The sequence below is a fragment of the Micromonospora sp. CPCC 205561 genome (genome assembly GCF_036906775.1).
Classification (GTDB): domain Bacteria; phylum Actinomycetota; class Actinomycetes; order Mycobacteriales; family Micromonosporaceae; genus Micromonospora.
In genome coordinates this window covers 46664-68759 of the sequence record NZ_JBAKHV010000020.1, presented here as the reverse complement: position 1 = coordinate 68759, position 22096 = coordinate 46664, and the positions used below count along the sequence as shown (strand labels likewise).

20 protein-coding genes are annotated in these 22096 nt (G+C 73.8%); 13 read left to right on the top strand and 7 right to left on the bottom strand.

The genetic code is table 11. The features are described 5' to 3' along the window. The first annotated feature begins 1 nt into the window (after window position 1). The 3 genes from V6V16_RS13365 to V6V16_RS13355 all read left to right on the top strand — a co-directional run bounded on the left by V6V16_RS13365 (window position 2) and on the right by V6V16_RS13355 (window position 4166). Window positions 2-1795, top strand: a complete 1794-nt coding sequence (locus tag V6V16_RS13365) for a serine hydrolase domain-containing protein (protein ID WP_334562325.1) — start codon at window positions 2-4, stop codon at window positions 1793-1795. Window positions 1796-1861: 66 nt separating this feature from the next. Next, window positions 1862-3178 carry a flavin monoamine oxidase family protein gene (locus V6V16_RS13360; protein ID WP_334562324.1) on the top strand — a complete coding sequence of 439 codons (1317 nt, stop codon included), beginning with the start codon at window positions 1862-1864 and terminating at the stop codon, window positions 3176-3178. Window positions 3179-3416: 238 nt separating this feature from the next. Further along, a complete protein-coding gene (locus V6V16_RS13355; RefSeq protein ID WP_334562323.1) occupies window positions 3417-4166 on the top strand; it encodes a neutral zinc metallopeptidase in 750 nt (249 codons plus the stop codon). 10 nt (window positions 4167-4176) lie between these two features. Here V6V16_RS13355 and V6V16_RS13350 read toward each other — a convergent pair whose 3' ends face one another. Beyond that, window positions 4177-4731 carry a hypothetical protein gene (locus tag V6V16_RS13350; protein ID WP_334562322.1) on the bottom strand — a complete coding sequence of 185 codons (555 nt, stop codon included), beginning with the start codon at window positions 4729-4731 and terminating at the stop codon, window positions 4177-4179. Window positions 4732-4916: 185 nt separating this feature from the next. Between V6V16_RS13350 and V6V16_RS13345 the strand changes: the two genes are divergently transcribed. Further along, window positions 4917-5570, top strand: a complete 654-nt coding sequence (locus V6V16_RS13345; protein ID WP_334562321.1) for an HAD family hydrolase — start codon at window positions 4917-4919, stop codon at window positions 5568-5570. 50 nt (window positions 5571-5620) lie between these two features. Here the strand turns inward: V6V16_RS13345 and V6V16_RS13340 are convergent, their stop codons facing one another. The 5 genes from V6V16_RS13340 to V6V16_RS13320 form a co-directional block, all read right to left on the bottom strand. Next, complete coding sequence (locus V6V16_RS13340; protein ID WP_334562320.1) at window positions 5621-8170, bottom strand: ABC transporter permease; 2550 nt, start codon at window positions 8168-8170, stop codon at window positions 5621-5623. Beyond that, on the bottom strand, window positions 8170-8937 hold the full coding sequence (locus tag V6V16_RS13335; protein WP_334562319.1) for an ABC transporter ATP-binding protein: 768 nt from the start codon (window positions 8935-8937) through the stop codon (window positions 8170-8172). The genes V6V16_RS13340 and V6V16_RS13335 overlap by 1 nt, the downstream gene beginning before the upstream one ends. A gap of 313 nt (window positions 8938-9250) precedes the next feature. After that, entirely contained in the window at window positions 9251-9937 is a 687-nt protein-coding gene (locus V6V16_RS13330) for a response regulator transcription factor (RefSeq protein ID WP_334562318.1), read from the bottom strand. 25 nt (window positions 9938-9962) lie between these two features. Then, entirely contained in the window at window positions 9963-11159 is a 1197-nt protein-coding gene (locus tag V6V16_RS13325) for a sensor histidine kinase (RefSeq protein WP_334562317.1), read from the bottom strand. 195 nt (window positions 11160-11354) lie between these two features. After that, a complete protein-coding gene (locus V6V16_RS13320; RefSeq protein ID WP_334562316.1) occupies window positions 11355-12269 on the bottom strand; it encodes a RecB family exonuclease in 915 nt (304 codons plus the stop codon). A 177-nt stretch (window positions 12270-12446) separates the two neighbouring features. On the opposite strand from V6V16_RS13320, the gene V6V16_RS13315 reads away from it, so the two are divergent. From V6V16_RS13315 to V6V16_RS13305, 3 genes are all read left to right on the top strand, one after another. Further along, window positions 12447-13502, top strand: coding sequence for a M50 family metallopeptidase (locus V6V16_RS13315; protein WP_442934081.1), 1056 nt, complete (start codon window positions 12447-12449; stop codon window positions 13500-13502). After that, the gene (locus tag V6V16_RS13310; protein ID WP_334562315.1) at window positions 13499-14506 is read left to right on the top strand and encodes a tRNA (adenine-N1)-methyltransferase; all 1008 of its coding nucleotides are present in this window, start codon (window positions 13499-13501) and stop codon (window positions 14504-14506) included. Before V6V16_RS13315 ends, V6V16_RS13310 begins: the two co-directional genes overlap by 4 nt. An 81-nt stretch (window positions 14507-14587) precedes the next feature. Further along, complete coding sequence (locus tag V6V16_RS13305) at window positions 14588-15160, top strand: hypothetical protein (RefSeq protein WP_334562314.1); 573 nt, start codon at window positions 14588-14590, stop codon at window positions 15158-15160. Between the two features lie 70 nt (window positions 15161-15230). On the opposite strand, the gene V6V16_RS13300 is transcribed toward V6V16_RS13305, so the two are convergent. Next, window positions 15231-15527, bottom strand: coding sequence for a ferredoxin (locus V6V16_RS13300; protein ID WP_334562313.1), 297 nt, complete (start codon window positions 15525-15527; stop codon window positions 15231-15233). 177 nt (window positions 15528-15704) lie between these two features. Here V6V16_RS13300 and arc point away from each other — a divergent pair, with 177 nt between their 5' ends. From arc to prcA, 6 genes are all read left to right on the top strand, one after another. Further along, entirely contained in the window at window positions 15705-17486 is a 1782-nt protein-coding gene (gene arc, locus V6V16_RS13295) for a proteasome ATPase (protein WP_334562312.1), read from the top strand. Window positions 17487-17649: 163 nt separating this feature from the next. Then, window positions 17650-19167 (top strand): depupylase/deamidase Dop, encoded by a 1518-nt coding sequence (gene dop, locus V6V16_RS13290; protein WP_442934080.1) that lies wholly within the window; start codon window positions 17650-17652, stop codon window positions 19165-19167. A gap of 106 nt (window positions 19168-19273) precedes the next feature. Next, a complete protein-coding gene (locus tag V6V16_RS13285) occupies window positions 19274-19489 on the top strand; it encodes a ubiquitin-like protein Pup (RefSeq protein WP_088993750.1) in 216 nt (71 codons plus the stop codon). Window positions 19490-19495: 6 nt separating this feature from the next. Continuing rightward, window positions 19496-19912 carry an endonuclease domain-containing protein gene (locus V6V16_RS13280; protein ID WP_334562311.1) on the top strand — a complete coding sequence of 139 codons (417 nt, stop codon included), beginning with the start codon at window positions 19496-19498 and terminating at the stop codon, window positions 19910-19912. Continuing rightward, window positions 19831-20670: a proteasome subunit beta gene (prcB, locus tag V6V16_RS13275; protein WP_334562310.1), complete on the top strand. Its 840-nt coding sequence runs from the start codon at window positions 19831-19833 to the stop codon at window positions 20668-20670. Before V6V16_RS13280 ends, prcB begins: the two co-directional genes overlap by 82 nt. A 62-nt stretch (window positions 20671-20732) precedes the next feature. Further along, window positions 20733-21554, top strand: a complete 822-nt coding sequence (gene prcA / locus V6V16_RS13270; RefSeq protein ID WP_442934079.1) for a proteasome subunit alpha — start codon at window positions 20733-20735, stop codon at window positions 21552-21554. Window positions 21555-22096: the final 542 nt, after the last annotated feature.

Below are 22096 nucleotides of genomic sequence, written 5' to 3'. Positions count from 1 at the left end.
GATGCGACGCAGGACCGCCCTCTCGGCGCTCGGCCTGGCGGCGACCGTGCTGGTCACGACGGCGCCGGGTGGGGCGGTCGCGTCGCCCCGACCACCGGCGGGGGCCACGCCGCCGGTGGTCACGCCGGCCGACATCCGCTTCCGGCACGACACGCTGCGCCCCGGTGACGCCCGCGAGGTCGGGCTGCTCCCCGAGCGGGTGGAGCGCATCCCCGCCGACCTGGCGGCCTACCTCGAACCGACCCCCGACCACCCCGGGCACCCGGCGTACGCCGGCGCGGTGGTGCTGGCGGCGAAGGACGGCGTGGTGGTGCAGCACGCGGCGGTGGGCAAGGCGGTGCGCTACGCCGCCGTCGGGCCGCCGCCCGCGCTGGCCGGGGTGGAACTCCCCGCCGACGAGCAGCTCCCGATGCGGCCCGACACCATCTTCGACCTCGCGTCGGTGTCGAAGCTGTTCACCACGATCGTCACCATGCAGCAGGTGGAGCGGGGGAGCGTCGACCTGGACGCGCCGGTCGCCCGGTACGTCCCGGAGTTCGCGGCCGGTGGCAAGGAAGCCGTCACCGTGCGGATGCTGCTCACCCACACCTCGGGGCTGCCCGCCTTCACGGCACTCTGGAGCAGGTACCCGACGCCCGCCGAGCGGTTCGCCGCGGCGCTCGCCACGCCCCTCGCGGCCGGCGCGACGCCCGGCACCCGCTACGTCTACTCCGACCTCGGGTTGATCGCCCTCGGGGTGTTGGTGGAGCGGGTGACCGGCCGCCCGCTGGCGCGGCTGGTCGCCGACGGGATCACCGTGCCGCTGGGCATGACCGACACCGGCTACAACCCCGCGCCGGAGCGGCGCTCGCGGATCGCGGCGACCGAATACCAGCCGTACGCCGGGCGCGGCATGGTCTGGGGCGAGGTGCACGACGAGAACGCCTGGTCGCTGGGCGGGGTGGCCGGGCACGCCGGGGTCTTCTCCACCGCGCCGGATCTGGCCCTGCTCTGCCAGGCGCTGCTCAACGGCGGCGAGCACCGGGGGCGCCGGATCCTGCGGCCCGACACGGTGCGCACGATGCTGGTCAACCACAACGCCGCGCTGGAGCAGGAATACCCGGAGAGCGACCGTGGGCTCGGCTTCGAGCTCAACAAGCACTGGTACATGATGGGTCTCTCCTCCCCAGTGTCGTTCGGGCACACCGGGTTCACCGGCACGTCCCTTGTGATCGACCCGCTCTCCCACTCGTTCGTCGTGCTGCTCAGCAACCGGGTGCACCCCGACCGCGGCTGGGGCAGCAACAACGTCGCCCGCCGCGCGGTGGCCCGCGAGCTCGCCGAGGCGATGCCCGTGTGGCCCCGCTCCCGCGACGCCTGGCGGGCCGACCCGCGCGACGCCGCGACGGTCACCCTCACCGCCCCGCTGCGCCGGCCGGCGCGCGGCGGCACCGCCAGCTTCCAGCTCTGGTACGACATCGAGCCGCGCTTCGACAGCGCCCGCTTCGAGGTGTCCACGGACGGGGGCCAGACCTGGGCGCCCGGACGGATGCTGCTGCGCCGGGGCGAGCAGCGGTGGACCAGCGACGGCACGGTCACCGGCTACGGCGGCCGGGTCTGGTGGCAGGCCACGGTGGAGCTGCCCGACCACACCACCCACCTGCGTTGGAGCAGCACCACCGACGCGTCGGGCCAGGGCCGCGGTGTCTACGTCGACCGGGTCCTCGCGGTGGGCCGGGGCGGCCTGCTCCTCGACGGCGAGGGCGGCGACGCGGCACGGTTCGTCGCCGACGGGTGGTCGCCCGCCCGCTCCTGAGCACACGCGGTGGCCGGCGGGCCCGGTCGCCGGCCATGGAACGGGCGGAAGCGGGTATGCCGGCGCATGGGCAACGAGGTCGTCGTGGTCGGTGCCGGCTTCTCCGGGCTGGCCGCCGCGCTCGCGCTCGCCCGGGCGGGCGTGCGGACCCGGGTGCTGGAGGCGCGGGACCGGGTCGGCGGCCGGGTGCTCACCCGGTGGCTCGCCGACGGCACCCAGCTCGATCTGGGCGCTCAGTGGGTCGGACCGACGCAGGAGCGCGTGAACGGCCTCCTCGCCCGGTACGGGATCGACACCTTCCCGTCCGCCGCGTACGGGGCACCGGTCGTGCTGCTGCCCGACGGCCGGCGCGACGGGCCGCCGGGGAACGCGGCGGGATTCCTCGACCTGCTCGACGGGTACGCCGAGCGAATCGACCCGGCCGCGCCGTGGACGGCGGCCGAGGCCGCCCAGTGGGACCGTACGACGCTGGCCGCCTGGCTGAGCGCGGCCGTGCCGGACCCGCCGACCGCGCGCTACCTCGGACGGCTGCTCGCCGGCGGCCTGCTGGCCGCCGGCGCGGGCGAGATATCCCTGCTGCACCTGGCCTTCCACCTGCGCGCCGGCGGCGGCACCCGGTCGATGCTCGCGATGGCCGGCGGCGCCCAGCAGGACCGCATCGCCGGCGGGCCGCCGGTGCTGGCCGAGGCCATGGCCGCCGCGCTCGGCCCGGACGCGGTGCGGCTCCGCGCCCCGGTGCGGGCGATCAGCCAGGACGGCGCCGGCGTGGTGGTGCACACCGACACCGACCGCGTCGAGGCGGACGCGGTGGTGGTCGCCCTGGCGCCGGCGCTCGCCGGCCGCATCCGGTACGACCCGCCGCTGCCGGCGCTGCGCGACGCGCTCACCCAGCGGATGCCGATGGGCTCGGCGATCAAGGTCCACGCGGTCTACCCGGAGCCGTTCTGGCGCGCGGACGGACGCTCCGGTGTCGCCTTCTGCCTCGCCGGTCCGGTCACCGAGACGGTGGACAACAGCACCCCCGCCTCCCCGCGCGGGGTGCTGACGGCGTTCAGCTACGGCCCCGATGCGAACGCGTTGCGGCGGATGCCGGCGGAGGCGAGGAGGACGGCCCTGCTCGACGCGCTCGCCGCCGTCGCCGGCCCGGCCGCCCGGCGGCCCGAGGAGTTCGTCGAGTACGACTGGTCGGCGGACGAGTGGACCCGGGGCTGCTTCTGCGGGGCGCCGACCCCCGGCTCCTGGTGCGGCTACGGGCCGGAGCTGCGCCGGCCGGTGGGCCGGGTGCACTGGGCCGGCACGGAGACCGCCACCCGCTGGGCGGGCTACCTGGAGGGCGCGATCGAGGCCGGCGAGCGGACGGCGGCGGAGGTCCTCGCGAGGTGAGGGGCGGGAGCCGTTGCGGGACGGCGTTCCGCTGGCCGGCGCCGTACCGGCCGCCGTGCACCACGCCGGGGTGGTGGCCCGCCCGCCGGGTCGGGCCACGGTGCTCCAGGGCGGCGCACCTCGTGCTGCTCGCCGCCAGCCCCTGACCGCCCGCCCGGCCCGTACGACACCGCGGCGGGCATGACGACCCGAACCCGCGGGTACTGCACGCGGCGACACCGAGGCCGGGGAGGGCACTGTGACGACGCGCGTGACGCGGCGACCCCGAAGCGCGCTGGCCGGCCTCGTGGTGGCCCTCGTCGCGGCGGCCGGCTGCGTGGTCGGCGGGGTCTCCGGTCCCGAGGGGCGGGAGCCCGCACCACGGGAGACCGGCGAACCGGCCCCACCCGGCGCCGGGCAGACCCGGGCCGACGGCACCACCAGCGTGGCGGAGTTCCGGCAGGACGTCGCCGACGCACAGAGCATCGCCGAGCGGTACTGGGCCGCCCAGTTCCGGGCCTCGGGGCAGCGGTTCCGCCCGATCCGCCGGATCGTGCCGTACCAGCGGGCGGGGGAGGTGTCCTGCGGCGGGCAGCCCCTGCCACGCAACAACGCCGTCTACTGCTCCGCCGGGGACTTCATCGCCTACGACGTGAACTGGTCGGTCGACGCGTTCCGTCAGGTCGGCGACGCCTTCGTGTTCTACCTGCTCGGCCACGAGTACGCGCACGGCATCCAGACCCGCCTCGGCATCCGCTACTCCTACACCATCCAGCAGGAGTTGCAGGCCGACTGCATGGCCGGGGCCTACCTGGGCGACTCGGTGCGCGCGAAGGCGCTGCGACTCGCCGAGGGCGACCTGGAGGAGTTCCGCGAGGGGCTGCTGGCCGTCGGCGACGCCCCCGACCAGCCGTGGTTCGCCGAGGGCGCGCACGGCACCGCCGAGCAGCGCACCGAGGCGTTCTTCCGCGGCTACGAGCGGTCGCTGGACGCCTGCGGCCTCGGCTGACCGGGCCGGCTCAGAGCTCGCCCCACCACTGCCGCACCCACACCGAGGCCCCGCCGCCGTTGTCGCCGAGGTTGGGGTCGTTGAAGGAGAACACCAGCCGCGACGCGGTGCCGGCGTTGTAGTAGAGCATGCAGCCGCTGTCGGCGCCGATCGGGAACCACCGGCCCGAGCCGTAGAAGAGCCCGGTGCTCAGCACCAGCATGGACCCCGAGGTCACCTTCGCGATCAGCGCGTACCGGGGCGCGTCCGGCGCGGGCCAGCCGTCGCCGGCCCGCGGCGGTTCCCCGGCGACGGACTTCTGGGTGCCCCAGTGGTCGATGCGGACCTTGCCCATGGCGGTCACCCGGAACACGTCCCGGTCGAGCATGCCCACCGGCGTCGGCCAGGTGGTGTGCACGTTGCCCGGGGCGGACCAGGTGCGGTCGTCGGCGTGCTGGGGGGCCGCCACGTCGTAGCACCGCTCCAGCGGCAGGCTCGCGGCGGCGGCCGGCCCCGCCGGCCAGACCGCCGCGGTGGCGGCGAGCAGGATCACGGCACACCGGCAGACCAGGGATCGGACGCGCATGGCGACCTCCGGGCGAGGGGCCGCCGTGCCGGCGGCCGGTCGTCCCCGAGTCTCGCGGTTGCGCGCAACCCGTCGGCCAGGTCACCCCGCGGCACCTGGGCGCGCGGCGGCGGCGGGCCGGCTGAGAGGATCCCCCGGTACGCACCCCGAGGGAGGATCCGCTGAGCAGCCACCATCCCGCCGCCGTGCTCTTCGACATGGACGGCACCCTGGTCGACAGTGAGAAGCTGTGGGACGTCGCGCTGCACGAACTGGCGACGGAGTACGGCGGCACCCTCTCCGACGCCGCCCGCAAGGCGATGATCGGCACCAGCATGGCGGCCTCCATGCGCATCCTGCACGACGACCTGGGTCAGCCGGCGCGCGATTCCGCGGCCAGCGCGGCCTGGATCAACGCCCGCATCCTGGAACTGTTCCGCACCGGGCTGCGCTGGCGTCCCGGCGCGCTGGCCCTGCTGCGGGCGGTCCGCGCGGCGGGCATCCCCACGGCGCTGGTGACCTCCAGCGGCCGGCCGCTGGTGGAGGTCGCGATGGACACCCTCGGGCGGGACAGCTTCGACGCGGTCGTCTGCGGCGACGAGGTCGACGCGGCCAAGCCGCATCCGGAGCCGTACCTCACCGCCGCCCGGCTGCTCGGCGTGCCGATCGCCCGCTGCGTGGCGATCGAGGACTCGCCGACGGGGGTGGCCAGCGCGCTCGCCGCCGGCGCGGCGGTGCTGGCCGTCCCGGCGGAGGTGCCGATCGACCCGCTCGACGGCGTACACCAGCTGGAGAGCCTGACCGGCGCGGACCTGGAGCTGCTGGCCGCGTTGCTCGGCGCCCCGCCGACCGGCGCCTGACGTGACGTGGCTCCCCGCCGGTCGGCGGGGAGCCACGTCACGCGTCGTGCTCAGTCGTGCGCGATGGCACCCAGGACGTTGATCCGGGCGGCCCGGATCGCCGGTAGCACCGCGGCCACCACGCCGACGAGCGCGGCGAGGCCGAGGAAGATCCCCATCTGGGCCCAGGGCAGGACCAGGTCGGTGATCCCCTCGTCCCGCAGTGCCTCGACCACGGCCGCGCCGAGGCCGGCGCCGACGACCACACCGAGCAGCGCGCCGAAGACCGAGATCACCACCGCCTCCACGGTGATCATCCGCATGGTCTGCGACCGGCGCAGGCCGATGGCCCGCAGCAGCCCCAACTCCCGCGTGCGTTCCAGCACCGACAGCGCCAGGGTGTTCACGATGCCGAGCACCGCGATCACGATGGCCAGCGCCAGCAGGATCTGGATCATCGTGAGCAGCCCGTCGAGCTGACCGGTCTGCTGCTCGATGAACGCCTCCCGGTCGGCCACCGACACCTCGGGGGAGTCGGCCAGCAGCGCCTCGATCCGGGGCTGCACGTCGGCGGCCCGGGTGCCCGGGGCCAGCTGGACGAAGCCCTGGATCGGCTGCGGGATGGTGAAGCCGCGCGCCGCCTCCACCGGCAGCGTCACCGGGTTGGTCAGCTCGGAGCTGGCGTAGATGCCGGTCACCGTGTAGGTCCGCGCCTCGCCCCGGGACGTCTGCACGGGCACCCGCGACCCGACGGAGATCCCGCGCGCCTTCGCGGTGTCCGAGCTGACCAGCATCTGGTCCGGCGCGAGCCGGTCGATGTCCCCGGCGGTGGCCTCGGCCCCGAAGATCTGCCGCAGCGCGGCGGCCTCGCTGCTCGCCGCCACCCAGGTGCGCTGGCCGCCGACCATCGCCAGGTCGCCGTACTCGCCGTCGGCCAGGCGCACCCCGGGGATCGCGGCGACCTTCGCCAGCACGGCCGGGTCGAAGCTCGGCGGCCGGGGGCCGCTCTGCGCCCCGGCGATCACCAGCTCCGCCTTCAGGTTGTCCTCGGCGAGCGCGCCGATGCTGCTCTTCGCCGAGTCCAGGACCACCGTCACGCCGGTGACCAGGGCGATGCCGACCATCAACGCGGCGGCGGTGATGGCCGTACGGCGCGGGTTGCGCCCCGAGTTGAGTCGGCCCAGCCGGCCCGGCACCGACCACGCGAAGACCGCACCGAGCAGGCTCACCACCGGCCGGCTGATCAGCGGCGTGAGCAGGGCCACGCCGATGAAGGCGAAGAGCACCCCGCCGAGGATGGTGGCCAGGGTGTTTCCCCCGGCGTTGCCGGTGAGCCCCAGGGCCAGCAGCGCGCCACCGACGGCGGTGACGATCGCGCCGGCCACGGTGACCTTGGTCAGCGGGCGGTCGGGGGTGGCGACGTCCTGCATCGCCGCGATCGGCGGGATCCGCGATGCCCGCAGCGCCGGCAGCAGCGCCGCCACCACGGTGATCACCAGGCCGACGGCGAACGCGCCGACCACGGCGGAGAGCGGCACGCCGACCCCGGCCAGGGTCAGCCCGCCGGCGAACGTGCTGAACAGGTACGCCAGCAGCGCGCCGATGCCGATGCCCGCGCCGAGGCCGAGCACCGCGGCGACCAGCCCCACCGCGACGGCCTCCAGCACCACCGATCCGATGATCTGCCGGCCGCTGGCCCCGACGGCGCGCATCAGCGCCAGCTCCCGGGTGCGCTGCGCCACGATGATCGAGAAGGTGTTGAGGATCAGGAAGGTGCCCACCAGCAGCGCCACCGCGGCGAAGCCGAGCAGGATCCGGTTGAAGAAGGAGAGCGCCTCGTTCATGCCGGCCGCCGCGTCCTCGGAGAGCTGCGTACCGGTCTTCACCTCGAACCCGGTGCCCACCGCGGCGGCCACGGCGTCGCGCAGCGCCTCGTCGGAGACCCCGTCGGCGGCCTTCACGGAGATGTTGCTGAAGGTGTCCGGCCCGCCGAGCATCAGCCGCTGCGCGACCGGTGTGGTGAACATGATCTCGGTGGCGCCACCGATCGAGTCCCGGTCGCCGCTGTAGCCGAAGACGCCGACGATGGTGAAGTCCCGCTTCGGCTCCAGGGTCAGCACGCCGACCCGGTCGCCGACCTTCACCTTGCCGGCCGTGGCCAGCGCCTTGTTGATGACGATCTCGTCGTCGGCCTGCGGCGCCCGCCCCTCGCGCAGCCGGACCAGGTCGCTCTCGCCGGTCCAGTTCTCGCCCAGCTGCGGCGGGCCGAACGAGGCGACCACCTTGCCGTTGCTGCCGATCATCCGCGCCCCGTCGACCCCGACCACGCCGGTGGCCTCGGCCACCCCGGGCACCGCCCGGACCCGGTCGAGGGTGCTCGCCGGCAGGGGAGCGGGGACCTGCATGCCCTCCGTCTCCGCGACTTCGACCCGGGCCTTGGCGGCGACGTTCACGTCCACGCCCTCGTACGCGTCGGCGAAGATCGCGTCGAACGAACGGCCGAGCGTGTCGGTCAGCACGAACGCGCCGGAGACGAACATGACGCCCAGCACGACGGCCAGGCCGGAGAGGATCAGCCGGACCTTGCGGGCCAGCAGGCTCTTCAGGGTCGCCCGCAGCATCAGCGCCCCACCTCGGCGGGGGTGTCGAGCTTCTTCATGGTGTCGAGCACCGTCTCGGCGGTCGGCTCGATCAGCTCGGAGACGATCTGCCCGTCGGCGAGGAAGACCACCCGGTCGGCGTACGCGGCGGCGGTCGGGTCGTGGGTGACCATGACGATCGTCTGCCCGTGCTCGCGTACGGATTCGCGCAGGAACTTCAGCACCTCGGCGCCGGCGCGGGAGTCCAGGTTGCCGGTCGGCTCGTCGGCGAAGATCACCTCGGGGCGGGAGACCAGCGCCCGGGCGCACGCCACCCGCTGCTGCTGGCCACCGGAGAGCTGCGCCGGGCGGTGGTTCAGCCGGTCGTTCAGCCCGACCGTGGCGATCACGGTGTCGTACCAGGCCGGGTCCGGCTTGCGCCCGGCGATCGACAGCGGCAGCAGGATGTTCTCCTTGGCCGTCAGCGTCGGCAGCAGGTTGAACTGCTGGAAGATGAAGCCCACCTTGTCGCGGCGCAGCTTCGTCAGACCCGCGTCGCCCAGGCCGGTGACCTTCGTGTCGCCGATCGACACCGTGCCGCGGGTGACCGAGTCCAGCCCCGCGAGGCAGTGCATCAACGTCGACTTGCCCGAGCCCGAGGGCCCCATGATCGCCGTGAAGCGGCCCCGCTCGAACTCGGCGCTGACCCCCCGCAGCGCGACGACCTGCGCCTCGCCGCTGCCGTACACCTTCCACACGTCGCTCGCCCGGGCCGCGGCCTGCGCCTGCCGGCCTACCGTCGCGGTCACGTCATCTACCTCTTCCGTCTGTCTTCGATCCGCGCCGCCCCCGCTGGTCCGGCACGGCAGTCCCATCATCCGTGCCGGCCGGCCCCGATCCGTCCGACTCCGGGCGGAGCCACGGCGGATTTCGCCCTGCGGGTGCCCCCCAACGCCGGCTCAGGGTTGCCCCTGAGTGGGCGACCCGCCGAGACCTCGCGGCGGCCGGGACCGATCCTGCACACTGACGCCGCGTCAGGGTCAACCACCCGGCGCCGTCCCGGGCCACCGTAGGTGACGGTGGCAACGGCGACGCGAAACGGGGGTACGGTCCACGCCGGCGTCAGGCGCGCGGGCGGACCAGGCCGGACTCGTACGCCAGCACCACGGCCTGCACCCGGTCGCGCAGTCCCAACTTGGTCAGCAGGTGCCCGACGTGGGTCTTGATGGTGGTCTCGCTGACCGACAACGCCCGGGCGATCTCGGCGTTGGAGAGCCCTCGGGCCACCTGCACCAGCACCTCCCGCTCCCGCTCGGTCAACGCGTCCAGGGCCCTGGGCGGGGTGGCCGCGGGGTCGGGCAGCGCGGCGGCGAAGCGGTCCAGCAGCCGCCGCAGGATCCTCGGCGCCACCACAGCTTCCCCGGCCGCCACCGTGCGGATCGCGGTCACCAGGTCGTCGGCCGGCACGTCCTTGGCCAGGAAGCCGCTCGCCCCGGCCCGCAGCGCCCCGACCACGTACTCGTCCAGGTCGAACGTGGTCAGGATCAGCACCCGCACCGGCAGCCGGGCGTCGACGATCGCCCGGGTCGCGGCGACGCCGTCCATCCGCGGCATCCGGATGTCCATCAGCACCACGTCGGGCAGCAGCCGGCGGGACAGCTCCACCGCCGCCAGGCCGTCGGCGGCCTCGGCCACGATGTCCAGGTCGTCCTCGGTGCCGAGCACCATCCGGAAGCCCGTGCGCAGCAGCGGCTGGTCGTCGGCGAGCAGGATGCGGATCGGCCGCGCCGGCACCATCGCCTCGGTCATCCGATCCCCCCGTCCCGATCCCCGGTCACGCCGTCGCCGCGTCGCGGGGTTCCACCGGGATCCTCGCGGAGACCCGGAACCCACCGCCGGGGTCCGCCCCGGTGCGCAGGACACCACCGTAGAGGGCGACCCGCTCGCGCATCCCGACCAGCCCGTGCCCGCTGCGGTCGCCGCCCGCCGAGGGGCCGCGCCCGGTGTCGACGACCTCCACGCCGACGCCGCCCCCGTCGAAGCTCAGCCGCACCCGGGCGGTGGCCGCCCCGGCGTGCTTGAGCGCGTTCGTCAGCGCCTCCTGCGTGATCCGGTAGAGGGTCAGCGCCACCCCCTCCTCCAGCGCCCCCGGCGTGCCCTCGATCCGCAACGTCACCGGCAGGCCGGCCTCGCGTACCTGCTCCACCAGCGACTCGATGCCGGCGAGTCCCGGCTGCGGGGCCAGCTCGGCGGCCGGCTCGGCCTCGGTACGCAGCACGTCCAGCAGGCGGCGCAGCTCCCGCAGCGTCGCCCGGCTGGTCTCCTCGATGGTGCCGATCGCCTCGTCGGCCACCCGCGGATCCCTCGGCAGCATCCGGCGGGCGCCGGTGGCCAGCACCCCCATCACGCTGACGTGGTGCGCCACCACGTCGTGCAGCTCCCGGGCGATGCGGCGGCGCTCGTCGGCGACCGCCTGCGCGGCCAGCGCGCGCTGGTTCTCCTCGGCGGTGCGGGCCCGCTCCCGCAGCGCCGCCGTCGAGGCCCGGCGGGCGTGTACGGCCCGCCCCACCGAATACGACACCACCCCGACCAGCAGGTTGTTCACCACCAGGTAGGCGGAGCCGACGTCGGCCAGCATCCCGTCGGGCGGCGTGAGGGCGCTGGTGGCCCCGACCGGCACCCACAGCGCCAGGGCCGCGACGACGGCCGGCCGCGGGGGCCCGGCCGCGGCCGTCGTGTAGGTGAGCACCATGAACGTCAGGCCCTGCGTGGTCGGCGCGGGGCCGAGCAGGAGGGGAACCGCCAGCGTCGCCACCGCCGCCGCGAGCGCCGCCCACGGCGCCACCCGACGCCACGCCACCGGCGCGGCGCAGGCCACGCTCCAGCCCAGCGTCGCCAGCGGGTGCCCCGGCCAGTAGTCGCGGGGAGTCACCGCGGTGAGCACCACCTCGGCCACGACGAGCGCGCCGGCGCCGAGCGCGTCCGCGGCGAACGGGTGCCGGCGCAGCCACGCTCGTGGGCCCGAAGTCATACCGGCGACGCTATCCGCCGGCGCGCCGCGACGATCGTCGCCGACGGTGAACCCGGCCTCCTCCCAGGGGAGGAGAGGGGCTCATCCCCGTTGCGCGACCGTCCTCGCCCGGCCCGCTCGGCGGTGGGCCGCGGTGCCGTGCCCGGGCACCGCGACCACGCGTGGCACCGCCTGGGCGGCGGGGCCGGGGGCCGGTCAGTCGTCGGCGCCGGGGGGCGTCGGCCGGGAGCGGGCGTCGCGCAGCGGATCCGGCGGCGCCACGGTCGGAAAGGGGGGCGGGGTGCCGCCGAAGCTCGGGCAGAGCGCCTGGTGGTTGCACCAGTCGCAGAGCCGGCTGGGCCGGGGGCGGAAGTCCTGCCGGGCGGTCGCCTGCTCGATGGCCCGCCACAGCGCCACCACCGTGCGCTCGAAGCGGAGCAGCTCCTCGGCGTCGGGGGCGTAGTCGCAGGCCTCGGCGTCCTTGAGGTAGAGCAGCCGCAGCACCCGGGGCACCACGCCCCGGGTGCGCCAGAGCACCAGCGCGTAGAACTTGAGCTGGAACAGCGCACGGGCCTCGAACGCCTCCCGTGGCGCGCCCCCCGTCTTGTAGTCGACCACCCGCAGCGCACCGTCGGGCGCCACGTCGAGCCGGTCGACGTAGCCCCGGATCAGCAGCTCCTCGTCGACCACCGCCGAGATAAGGCTCTCCCGCTCGGCCGGCTCCAGCCGGCGCGGATCCTCCACGGCGAAGTAGCCCTCCAGCAGCGCGGCGGCGGAGCGGAGGAACTCGGTGGCCGCCGCCGCGTCGCCGTCATCGGCGAAGAGCGTCGCCAGCTCCGGCTGCTCGGTGACCAGCCGGTCCCACTGCGGGGCCACCAGGTCGCCCGCCGCGGTCGGGGTGCGCCCGACGGCCGGCAGGTCGAACAGCCGCTCCAGAACGGCGTGCACCAGCGTGCCCCGGGCCTGCTCCATCGTGGGGCGTTCGGGCAGCCGGTCGATGCTGCGGAACCGGTAGAGCAGGGGGCAGGTCTTGAAGTCGGCCGCCCGCGACGGCGACAGCGAGGCCCGCACCGTCGCCGGCACCCCGGCCGCGGTCGAGGGCTGCTGCGTGCTCACCGGTTGCGCCGTCATGCCCGAAGGTTAGGACACCGGTGTGACACCGGCACGGTCGCCGCACCGGCACATGATCTCCCGCCGCGTAGCATCGAGCCGGTGGAGCAGACGAGGCGACCGCGGCGCCGGCCCGACGCGCGACCCGGCCTCACCGTGGGCCGGGTGTTCGGGGTGCCGCTGCACCTCAACGGCTCGATGCTGCTGCTCACCCTGCTGGTGACCGTGCTGTACGCCGAGTTCGCCCGCCGCCAGCTCGACCTGTCCCAGCTCGCCGGCTACCTGATCGGCTTCGGCTTCGTGGTCTCCCTGCTCGGCTCGGTGCTGCTGCACGAGCTCGGCCACGCCCTGACCGCCCGCCGGTACGGCATCGGTGTGCGCGGGATCACGCTGGAGCTGCTCGGCGGCTACACCGAGATGGACCGGGACGCCCCGACGCCCCGGATCGACCTGCTGGTGTCGCTCGCCGGCCCCGCGGTCTCCGCCGTGCTCGGCGTCGTCGCGGTCGCCGCCACCCTCGCGCTGCCCGACCGCACCCTCGCCAACCAGCTGGCGTTCCAGCTGGCGGTGAGCAACGTCATCGTGGCGCTGTTCAACCTCCTGCCCGGGCTGCCGCTCGACGGCGGCCGGGCCCTGCGGGCGGCGGTCTGGGCGGTGACCCGCGACCGGCACCGGGGCACCGAGGTCGCCGGTTGGGTGGGCCGCGCCGTCGCCGTCGGCACCGCCGCGCTGGTCGCCCTGCTCACCCTCACCCGCCACCTGGCGCCGCTGGCGTTGCCGCTGATGCTGCTCGTCGCGTTCACCCTGTGGCGCGGCGCCGGACAGTCGATCCGGATGGCCCGGATCAGCCGCCGGTTCCCGCTGATCGACCTGTCCCGGCTGGCCCGCCCCGTGCTCGCCGTGCCCACCGGCACGCCGCTGGCCGAGGCGCAGCGTCGGGCCGCCGACGCCGCCCCGGGCGTCGCGCTCCTGGTCACCGACGCCGCCGGCCGGCCGGTCGCCCTGGTCGACCCCGCCGCGGCGCAGGCCGTTCCGGTGGAGCGCCGCCCGTGGCTGGCCGTCGACGCGGTCGCCCGTTCGCTGGCCGGTCTGCCCGCGCTGCCGGTCGGGCTCGACGGGGAACGCGTGATGGAGGCGGTGCAGACCCACCCGGGCGCGCGGTACGTGGTGACGTCAGGCGAAGATGTCGTCGGCGTTCTGCACATCGCGGATCTGGCTCAGCTCCTCGAACCTCAACGGAAGATGAACACGTGACCGCAACTCCTCCCGCCGCCCCGGCCGACCAGGGCGCCCCGGCGCCCGCCGACACCCCGGCGCTGCCTCCCGTGCACCGCGGGCCGTTCCGGATCGGCGACCGGGTGCAGCTGACCGACCCCAAGGGGCGGATGCACACGGTCACCCTGGAGCCGGGCAAGGCGTTCCACACCCACCGCGGCATCCTGGAGCACGACGCGCTGATCGGCCTGCCCGACGGCAGCGTGGTGACCACCACCGGCGGCGGCACCGCGTTCCTGGCCCTGCGTCCGCTGCTGTCGGACTACGTGCTCTCCATGCCGCGCGGCGCTCAGGTGATCTACCCGAAGGACTCCGCGCAGATCGTCGCCATGGGCGACATCTTCCCCGGCGCCAAGGTCCTGGAGGCCGGCGCCGGCTCCGGCGCGCTCTCCTGCTCGCTGCTTCGCGCGGTCGGCACCGGCGGCGAGCTGCACTCGTTCGAGGTGCGCGACGACTTCGCCCAGATCGCCCGGCGCAACGTCGAGGCGTTCTTCAACGGGCCGCACCCGGCGTGGCACCTGCACGTCGGCGACGTCGCCGGGTGCGCCGAGACCGGCTTCGACCGGATCATCCTCGACATGCTGACCCCGTGGGAGACCCTCGACATGGTCGAGCGGGCCCTGGTTCCCGGGGGCGTCTTCATCGGCTACGTGGCCACCACCCCGCAGCTCTCCGAACTGGTCGAGGCCCTGCGCGAGCGCGGCGGCTGGACCGAGCCGCGGGCCTGGGAGTCGCTGGTGCGCGACTGGCACGCCGAGGGCCTGGCCGTGCGCCCGGACCACCGCATGATCGCGCACACCGCGTTCCTGGTCTCCGCGCGTAAGCTCGCCCCCGGCGTCACCGCGCCGCCGCGCCGCCGCAAGCCCAGCAAGGGCGCCGAGGCGTACGCCGAACGCCGCCAGGCGCTGCGCGAGGCGGAGGCGGCCCGGCAGGCCGCCGAGGCGGCCCGGCAGGCGGCGGCCGGAGACACGGACCAGCCGTGACGTTGCGGCGGGGCGACGAGGAGTGAACGGACGGATCCCGCCCGCCGGCACGGGCCGGCGGGACGGGCACGGGGAGGTGGCATGAGCCGGCCGGGCTTCGGCGGTGGTGACCTGCCGGCGGTGTTCCCGGACTGGTCGCCCTACCAGGATCTCGAATCGGCGGCGCGGGCGTACCTGCGGGACCCGGACGTCGCGCTGGAGGCCCTCGGCGGGGTGCTGCGCGGGGCGTCCGTGCTGGGGTTCACGCTGGAGCGCTTCGTCAACGAGGTCAACGGCGTGTGGCAGGAGGTGGTGGTCTGCGACGGCAGCCGGCTCGTCCTCTGGCACGGCGAGGACGTGCCGCCGGGGGAGGGGCCGCCCGGGTCGATGACCTCGTCGCTGCGGGTGGTGCCCGTCTCCACGGTCACCGAGGTTGGCTGCCGGCGCCGGCTGACCCGCGCCGAGGACGGTGGGATCCGCGTCGACAGCATCGACGTCTACCTGCTGCTGACGTCGCTGGACGAGGCGCCGCCCAGCGACGAGGCGGTCGGCGCGCCCCGGCACGACGCGCTGCGCTTCGGCAAGACCCTCGACGACGGCGGTGCCGGCCAGATCGCCCGGCTGGAGGAGTTCGCCCGGCTGGTCGCCTCCGTGGTCGGCCGACCGCTGCTCTGAAGCCGTACGCCCCGCGCGGGCGCACTCCCGCGGGCCGCTGCCGCACTCCCGCAGGCGGGCGTGCCGGCCGTCAGTCCTCCTCGGCCTCCGGGCCGGCCACCTCGACGCCGTCGCTGCCGCGCACGACGTGGATGCACTCGCCCGGGCACTCCCGCGCCGAGTCGATCACCTCGAGGCGCAGGTGCTCCGGCACGTCCACCCGGCTGCCCGCCGCCATCCGCAGCTCACCGTCGGGGCCCTTGACGTACGCGAGCCCGTCGACGTCGAATTCGAAGACCTCGGGCGCGTACTGCACGCAGAGCCCGTCGCCCGTGCAGAGATCCTGGTCAACCCAGACCTGCAACTGGTCCGTCACGACCTCCGCCACGGCGCACCCCCCATGTTCTCCCGTCCCACGCCCCGACGGTACCCGAACGCCCGGACCTCCCCCCGGGGCCACCCTTCGCGATCAAGGTTCGGTGACGAGCGCGTTGCGTGGGACCGAATCGGCCTCATAGCGGCTAGTGTTAGGGCAGAACGTTCAAGCCCCCCGGGGAGGTGGGACGTGGCACGCAGCGACGACGCGGACTCGCGCGCCGCACGGTGGGAGAAGGAGGCCCACGATCTCTCCACGCAGGTCGCGTTCCTTCAAGAGGAACTCGCCCTGGTGCGGCGCAAGTTGACCGAAAGCCCCCGACACGTCCGGCAGCTCGAAGAGCGGCTGGCGGCCACCCAGGCACAGTTGGCGCGGCTGACCGAGAACAACGACCGGCTCGTGAGCACCCTCAAGGAGGCTCGCGCGCAGATCGTGACGCTCAAGGAGGAGATCGACCGCCTCGCACAGCCACCGAGTGGCTATGGCGTCTTCCTCGCGGGGCACGACGACGGCACGGTGGACGTCTTCACCGGCGGGCGCAAGCTCCGCGTCGCCGTCTCGCCCTCGCTGGACGTCGCCGAGTTGCGGCGCGGTCAGGAGGTCCTGCTCAACGACGCGCTCAACATCGTCGACGCGTTCGGCTACGAGCGGGTCGGCGAGGTGGTGATGCTCAAGGAGATCCTGGCGGGCCCCGACGACGGGCCGGGTGACCGGGCCCTGGTGGTCTCGCACTCCGACGAGGAGCGCATCGTGCACCTGGCCGAAACCCTGATCGGCTCGCCGATCAGGGCCGGCGACTCGCTCATGATCGAGCCCCGTTCGGCGTACGCGTACGAGCGGATCCCGAAGAGCGAGGTCGAGGAACTGGTCCTGGAGGAGGTGCCCGACGTCGACTACACCGACATCGGTGGCCTCCACTCGCAGATCGAGCAGATCCGCGACGCGGTGGAGCTGCCCTTCCTGCACGCCGACCTGTTCCGCGAGCACCAGCTCCGCCCGCCGAAGGGCATCCTGCTCTACGGTCCGCCCGGGTGCGGCAAGACGCTGATCGCCAAGGCGGTGGCCAACTCGCTGGCGAAGAAGATCGCCGAGCGGGAGGGCAAGGAGAAGCACACCAGCTTCTTCCTCAACATCAAGGGTCCCGAGCTGCTCAACAAGTACGTCGGCGAGACCGAGCGGCACATCCGGCTGATCTTCCAGCGGGCCCGTGAGAAGGCCGGCGAGGGCACCCCGGTCATCGTGTTCTTCGACGAGATGGACTCGATCTTCCGGACCCGTGGCTCCGGCGTCTCCTCCGACGTGGAGAACACCATCGTTCCGCAGCTGCTCAGCGAGATCGACGGTGTGGAGGGGCTGGAGAACGTCATCGTCATCGGCGCCTCCAACCGGGAGGACATGATCGACCCGGCGATCCTGCGCCCCGGCCGGCTCGACGTGAAGATCAAGATCGAGCGGCCGGACGCCGAGGCGGCCAAGGACATCTTCTCCAAGTACATCCTCTCCGGGCTGCCCCTGCACCCGGACGACCTGGCCGAGCACGGCGGCGACCCCCAGGCCACCGTCGCGGCGATGATCGACGCGGTCGTGCTGCGGATGTACTCGGAGACCGAGGAGAACCGCTTCCTCGAGGTCACCTACGCCAACGGCGACAAGGAAGTCCTCTACTTCAAGGACTTCAACTCCGGTGCGATGATCCAGAACATCGTCGACCGGGGCAAGAAGATGGCCATCAAGGAGTTCCTCACCTCCGGCCGCAAGGGCCTGCGCCTGCAGCACCTCCTCGACGCCTGCGTCGACGAGTTCCGCGAGAACGAGGACCTGCCCAACACCACCAACCCCGACGACTGGGCCCGCATCTCCGGCAAGAAGGGCGAGCGGATCGTCTACATCCGCACGCTCGTCTCCGGCGGCAAGGGCACGGAGGCCGGGCGGTCCATCGAGACCGCCAGCAACACCGGCCAGTACCTCTGACGGAAACCGCGGGGCCCGTGGCGCGTGCGCGCCACGGGCCCCGTGCCGTCCGCGCCCGCCCGGCCGCTCCGCCGCCCGGTCCGGCGCGTCCCCCTTCCGGCGCGTGGCGGACTACGCTCGACGTGACGGGGGACCGGGTCGGGCGAGCGAAGCGGGTAGGTCGATGAGCGTAAGACGGATCATGGGCACCGAGGTCGAGTACGGCATCTCCGTTCCCGGCCAGGCCGGGGCCAACCCCATGGTCACCTCCTCCCAGGTGGTCAACGCCTACGGGGCACGCCCGGAACTCAACCGCGGCGGCCGCGCCCGCTGGGACTACGAGGAGGAGTCGCCGCTGCGGGACGCGCGCGGCTTCACCTACTCGGGTGCCGCGTACGACCCGGCCGAGGCCCTCGCCGACGAGGACCTGGGCCTGGCCAACGTGATACTCACCAACGGCGCGCGGCTCTACGTCGACCACGCACACCCGGAATACTCCACTCCCGAGGTGACCAACCCGCTGGACGTGGTGCGCTGGGACAAGGCGGGGGAGCGGGTGATGGCCGAGGCGGCCCGCCGCGCCGCCAGCATCCCCGGCACCCAGCCGATCCACCTCTACAAGAACAACACCGACAACAAGGGCGCCAGCTACGGTTCCCACGAGAACTACCTGATGCGCCGGCAGACGGCCTTCGCCGATATCGTCGCGTACCTGACGCCGTTCTTCGTGACCCGGCAGATCGTCTGCGGCGCCGGCCGGGTCGGCATCGGCCAGGACGGCGGGCAGAGCGGCTTCCAGATCTCCCAGCGCGCGGACTTCTTCGAGGTCGAGGTCGGCCTGGAGACCACCCTCAAGCGACCGATCATCAACACCCGCGACGAGCCGCACGCGGACGCCGACAAGTACCGGCGGCTGCACGTCATCATCGGCGACGCGAACCTCTCGGAGATCTCCACGTACCTCAAGGTCGGCACCACGGCGCTGATCCTCACGATGATCGAGGAGAAGGCGCTCGGCCCCGACCTCGGCATCGCCGACCCGGTGAGCGAGCTGCGCGCCGTCAGCCACGACCCGACCCTGACGCACCGGATGAGGCTGCGCGACGGGCGGCGGCTGACCGCCCTGGACGTGCAGTGGGCTTACTACGAGCGGGTCCGCTCCTTCGTGGAGGGGCGCTACGGCGCCGACGCAGACGAGCAGACCCTGGACGTGCTGGACCGCTGGGAGGGCGTTCTGGACCGGCTCGGTCGCGACGTCATGCTCTGCGCCGACGAGCTGGACTGGGTGGCCAAGCTGCGGCTGCTGGAGGGCTACCGGGATCGCGAGCAGCTCGGTTGGGGCTCGCACAAGCTCCAGCTGGTCGACCTGCAGTACTCCGACGTGCGCCCCGAGAAGGGCCTCTACCACCGGCTGGTCTCCCGGGGCGCGATGAAGACGCTGCTCGACGACGAGCAGACCCGTACCGCCATGACTGAGCCGCCGGAGGACACCCGGGCCTACTTCCGCGGTCGCTGCCTGGCCCAGTACGCCTCCGAGGTCGTCGCCGCCAGCTGGGACTCGGTCATCTTCGACGTGGGCCGCGAGTCGTTGGTGCGGGTGCCGATGATGGAGCCCGAGCGGGGCACCCGCAAGCACGTGGGCGCGCTCTTCGACCGCTGCCCGAGCGCGAAGGACCTGTTGGAGACCCTCACCGGCGGCTGACCCGTCCCGGCGGCCGGCCCGTCGCGTGCCGAAGGCGGCGCGCGACGGGCTTTTCGTCGTCCGCGCGAGGTAAGTTGATCGCAGGGCGATCGTGGAGGAGGCAGCAATGGCCACTCGTGACAGCGGCGGGCAGTCGCAGTCGGGCAAGTCGCGGCAGGGCGAGGAAATCGAGGACGTCACTACGGAGGCGAACCCGGAGGTCGCGGAGCGGCACGCCGAGATCACCGAGGACGTCGACGACCTGCTCGACGAGATCGACTCCGTCCTCGAGGAGAACGCCGAGGAGTTCGTGCGCGGCTATGTCCAGAAAGGGGGGGAGTGATACTTCATGCCCGGTTCGCCTCAAGCGTCGGGCAAGGTACGCCCCCAGTGTGACCGATTGCTGCCCGCCGCCGAGTTCCACCGCAACCGGCGACGGGCGGACGGGCTCGCCTGTTACTGCAGGTCGTGTGCGGCGGCTCGCTCGACGGCGAGCCGCCGCAGGCGTGGCATCGGGCCGCCGAAGCGGTCGGCCACCCCTGTCGGCGAAGGGCTTCTCGACCACGACCATCGCACCGGGTGGGTGCGCGGGATATTGTGCTTCAACTGCAACGGTGGTCTCGGCCAGTTCCGTGACGATCAGTCGCGGCTGGCCGGGGCGATCACATATCTGAGAGGAACCACGTGGCAGCGGGTTTTGATCCATCCGGGCGTCTACCAGATGTGTTCACCAACGCGGGGACGTCCTCCTTCACCTCGTTCCTGAGCAAGGTGGCCCCCGAGATGCTGCCGGGCCGACGGCCGCTGCCGCCGGGGATGGCCGCCGACATGGCGCCGCACGCGACGACCATCGTGGCCATCTCGGCCGTCGGCGGTGTCGTGCTGGCCGGCGACCGGCGCGCCACCATGGGCAACCTGATCGCCCAGCGCGACATCGAGAAGGTCCACCCGGCCGACGCGTACTCCCTGGTCGGCATCGCCGGCACGGCGGGCATCGGCATCGAGCTGATGCGACTGTTCCAGGTGGAGCTGGAGCACTACGAGAAGATCGAGGGCGCGATGCTCTCGCTCGACGGCAAGGCCAACCGGCTCGCCTCGATGATCCGCGGCAACCTGGGCGCCGCCATGCAGGGGCTCGCGGTGATCCCGCTCTTCGCCGGCTACGACCTGGCCGCGAAGGACCCGGCCCGGGCCGGTCGCATCTTCAGCTTCGACGTCACCGGCGGCCCCTACGAGGAGACCGGCTACGACGCGATCGGCTCCGGTTCGCTCTTCGCCCGTTCGGCGCTGAAGAAGCGCTTCCAGCCGGGGCTCTCCATCGACGAGGCGGTCCGGCTCGCGGTCGAGGCGCTCTACGACGCGGCCGACGACGACACCGCGACCGGGGGCCCGGACCTGATCCGGCGGATCTACCCGGTGGTGATGACGGCGACGGCGGAGGGCACCCACCGGCTCACCGAGCAGGAGATGTCGGTGATCGCCGAGAGCGTGGTCTCCGGCCGGATGGAGAACCCGGGCGGTTGACCCGCTCCCGCCCGCACCAGTCAGCAGTCGCCAGCACAGCGCCCTGAAGGAGAACCGCCGCCGTGGCCATGCAGTTCTACGCCTCCCCCGAACAGATCATGCGCGACCGCTCGGAGTTGGCCCGCAAGGGCATCGCCCGGGGGCGCAGCGCGGTGGTCCTGAGCTACGAGGGCGGGGTGCTCTTCGTCGCGGAGAACCTCTCCAGCGCCCTGCACAAGGTCAGCGAGATCTACGACCGGATCGGCTTCGCGGCCGTCGGCCGCTACAACGAGTTCGAGAACCTGCGCCGGGCCGGGGTGCGGATGGCGGACCTCAACGGCCTGAGCTACGACCGGCGCGACGTCACGGGCCGCGCCCTCGCCAACGCGTTCGCGCAGACCCTGGGCGCCATCTTCACCGAGCAGTCGAAGCCGTTCGAGGTGGAGATCTGCGTGGCGGAGGTGGGCACCACCTCCGAGGACGACGAACTCTACCGGCTCACCTACGACGGCTCCGTCAACGACGAGCCGGGCCGGATGGCGATGGGCGGGCAGGCCGAGGCGATCACCGGCGTGCTGAAGTCCCACCACCGCCCCGACATGTCGCTGGGCGAGGCGGTGAAGGTCGCGATGCAGGCGCTGAGCAGCGTCGGGGGAGAGGGCGGTGCCGCGCGTACCATCGCCGCCAACCAGTTGGAGGTGGCGGTCCTGGACCGGCGTCGGGTGGGGCGGACGTTCCGTCGCATCACCGGGGCCGCGCTGACCGCGCTGCTCGACGGCGACAAGGTCGAGGAGGCGGTGCCGGCCCGCCCGGAGACGCCGAGTTCGCCGACCGAAGAGGCGAAGAAGCCCACCACGTCGGCGGGCTCCGCGGACCTGGAGGGCCAGGAGACCCCCGAGGCGTAGCGGACGCGCGTCCTCCCCGGGCACGCCGCGGGCGTCGGCCCGGGGAGGTTACGGCGTGCCGGCCGTCCGCGGCCGTCGCGGGCGAGGCGTGCCGGGAAAGCGGAGGCGACGATCAACGCCCGACGGCGCACCGCCCGGCCGTCGCACCGCCCGAGGCGCGGCACGCGACACGGCGCGCCCCGCGCGCCCGCCCGCCGCGCCGTTCCGGGTGCGCCACGCGGATCGGCGGCCGGCTCCCGACGCCGTCCTGGCGTCGCCGTGCGCCCCGCGCCGGCCGCCGGTTCCCGCCGGCCGCCGGTTCCCGCCGGCCGCCGGTTCCCGCCGGCCGCCGGCCGGATCCGCCGGGACCTGTCCGGGCACCCGTCCACCCGGGACAGCCGTGGCCGGCGACGCCCGACGGCCGCGTACGCAGGGCCGGAGCGTCCCACGACGGCGAGCGGCCGTCGGGCCCGCCCGGGTGGTGCGGCGTCCTCGCCGGGCGTCCCCGGGTGAGACGCCACCGTGTGCGCTGCCCATCTGGGGCCTCGGGCGGCTAATGTCTC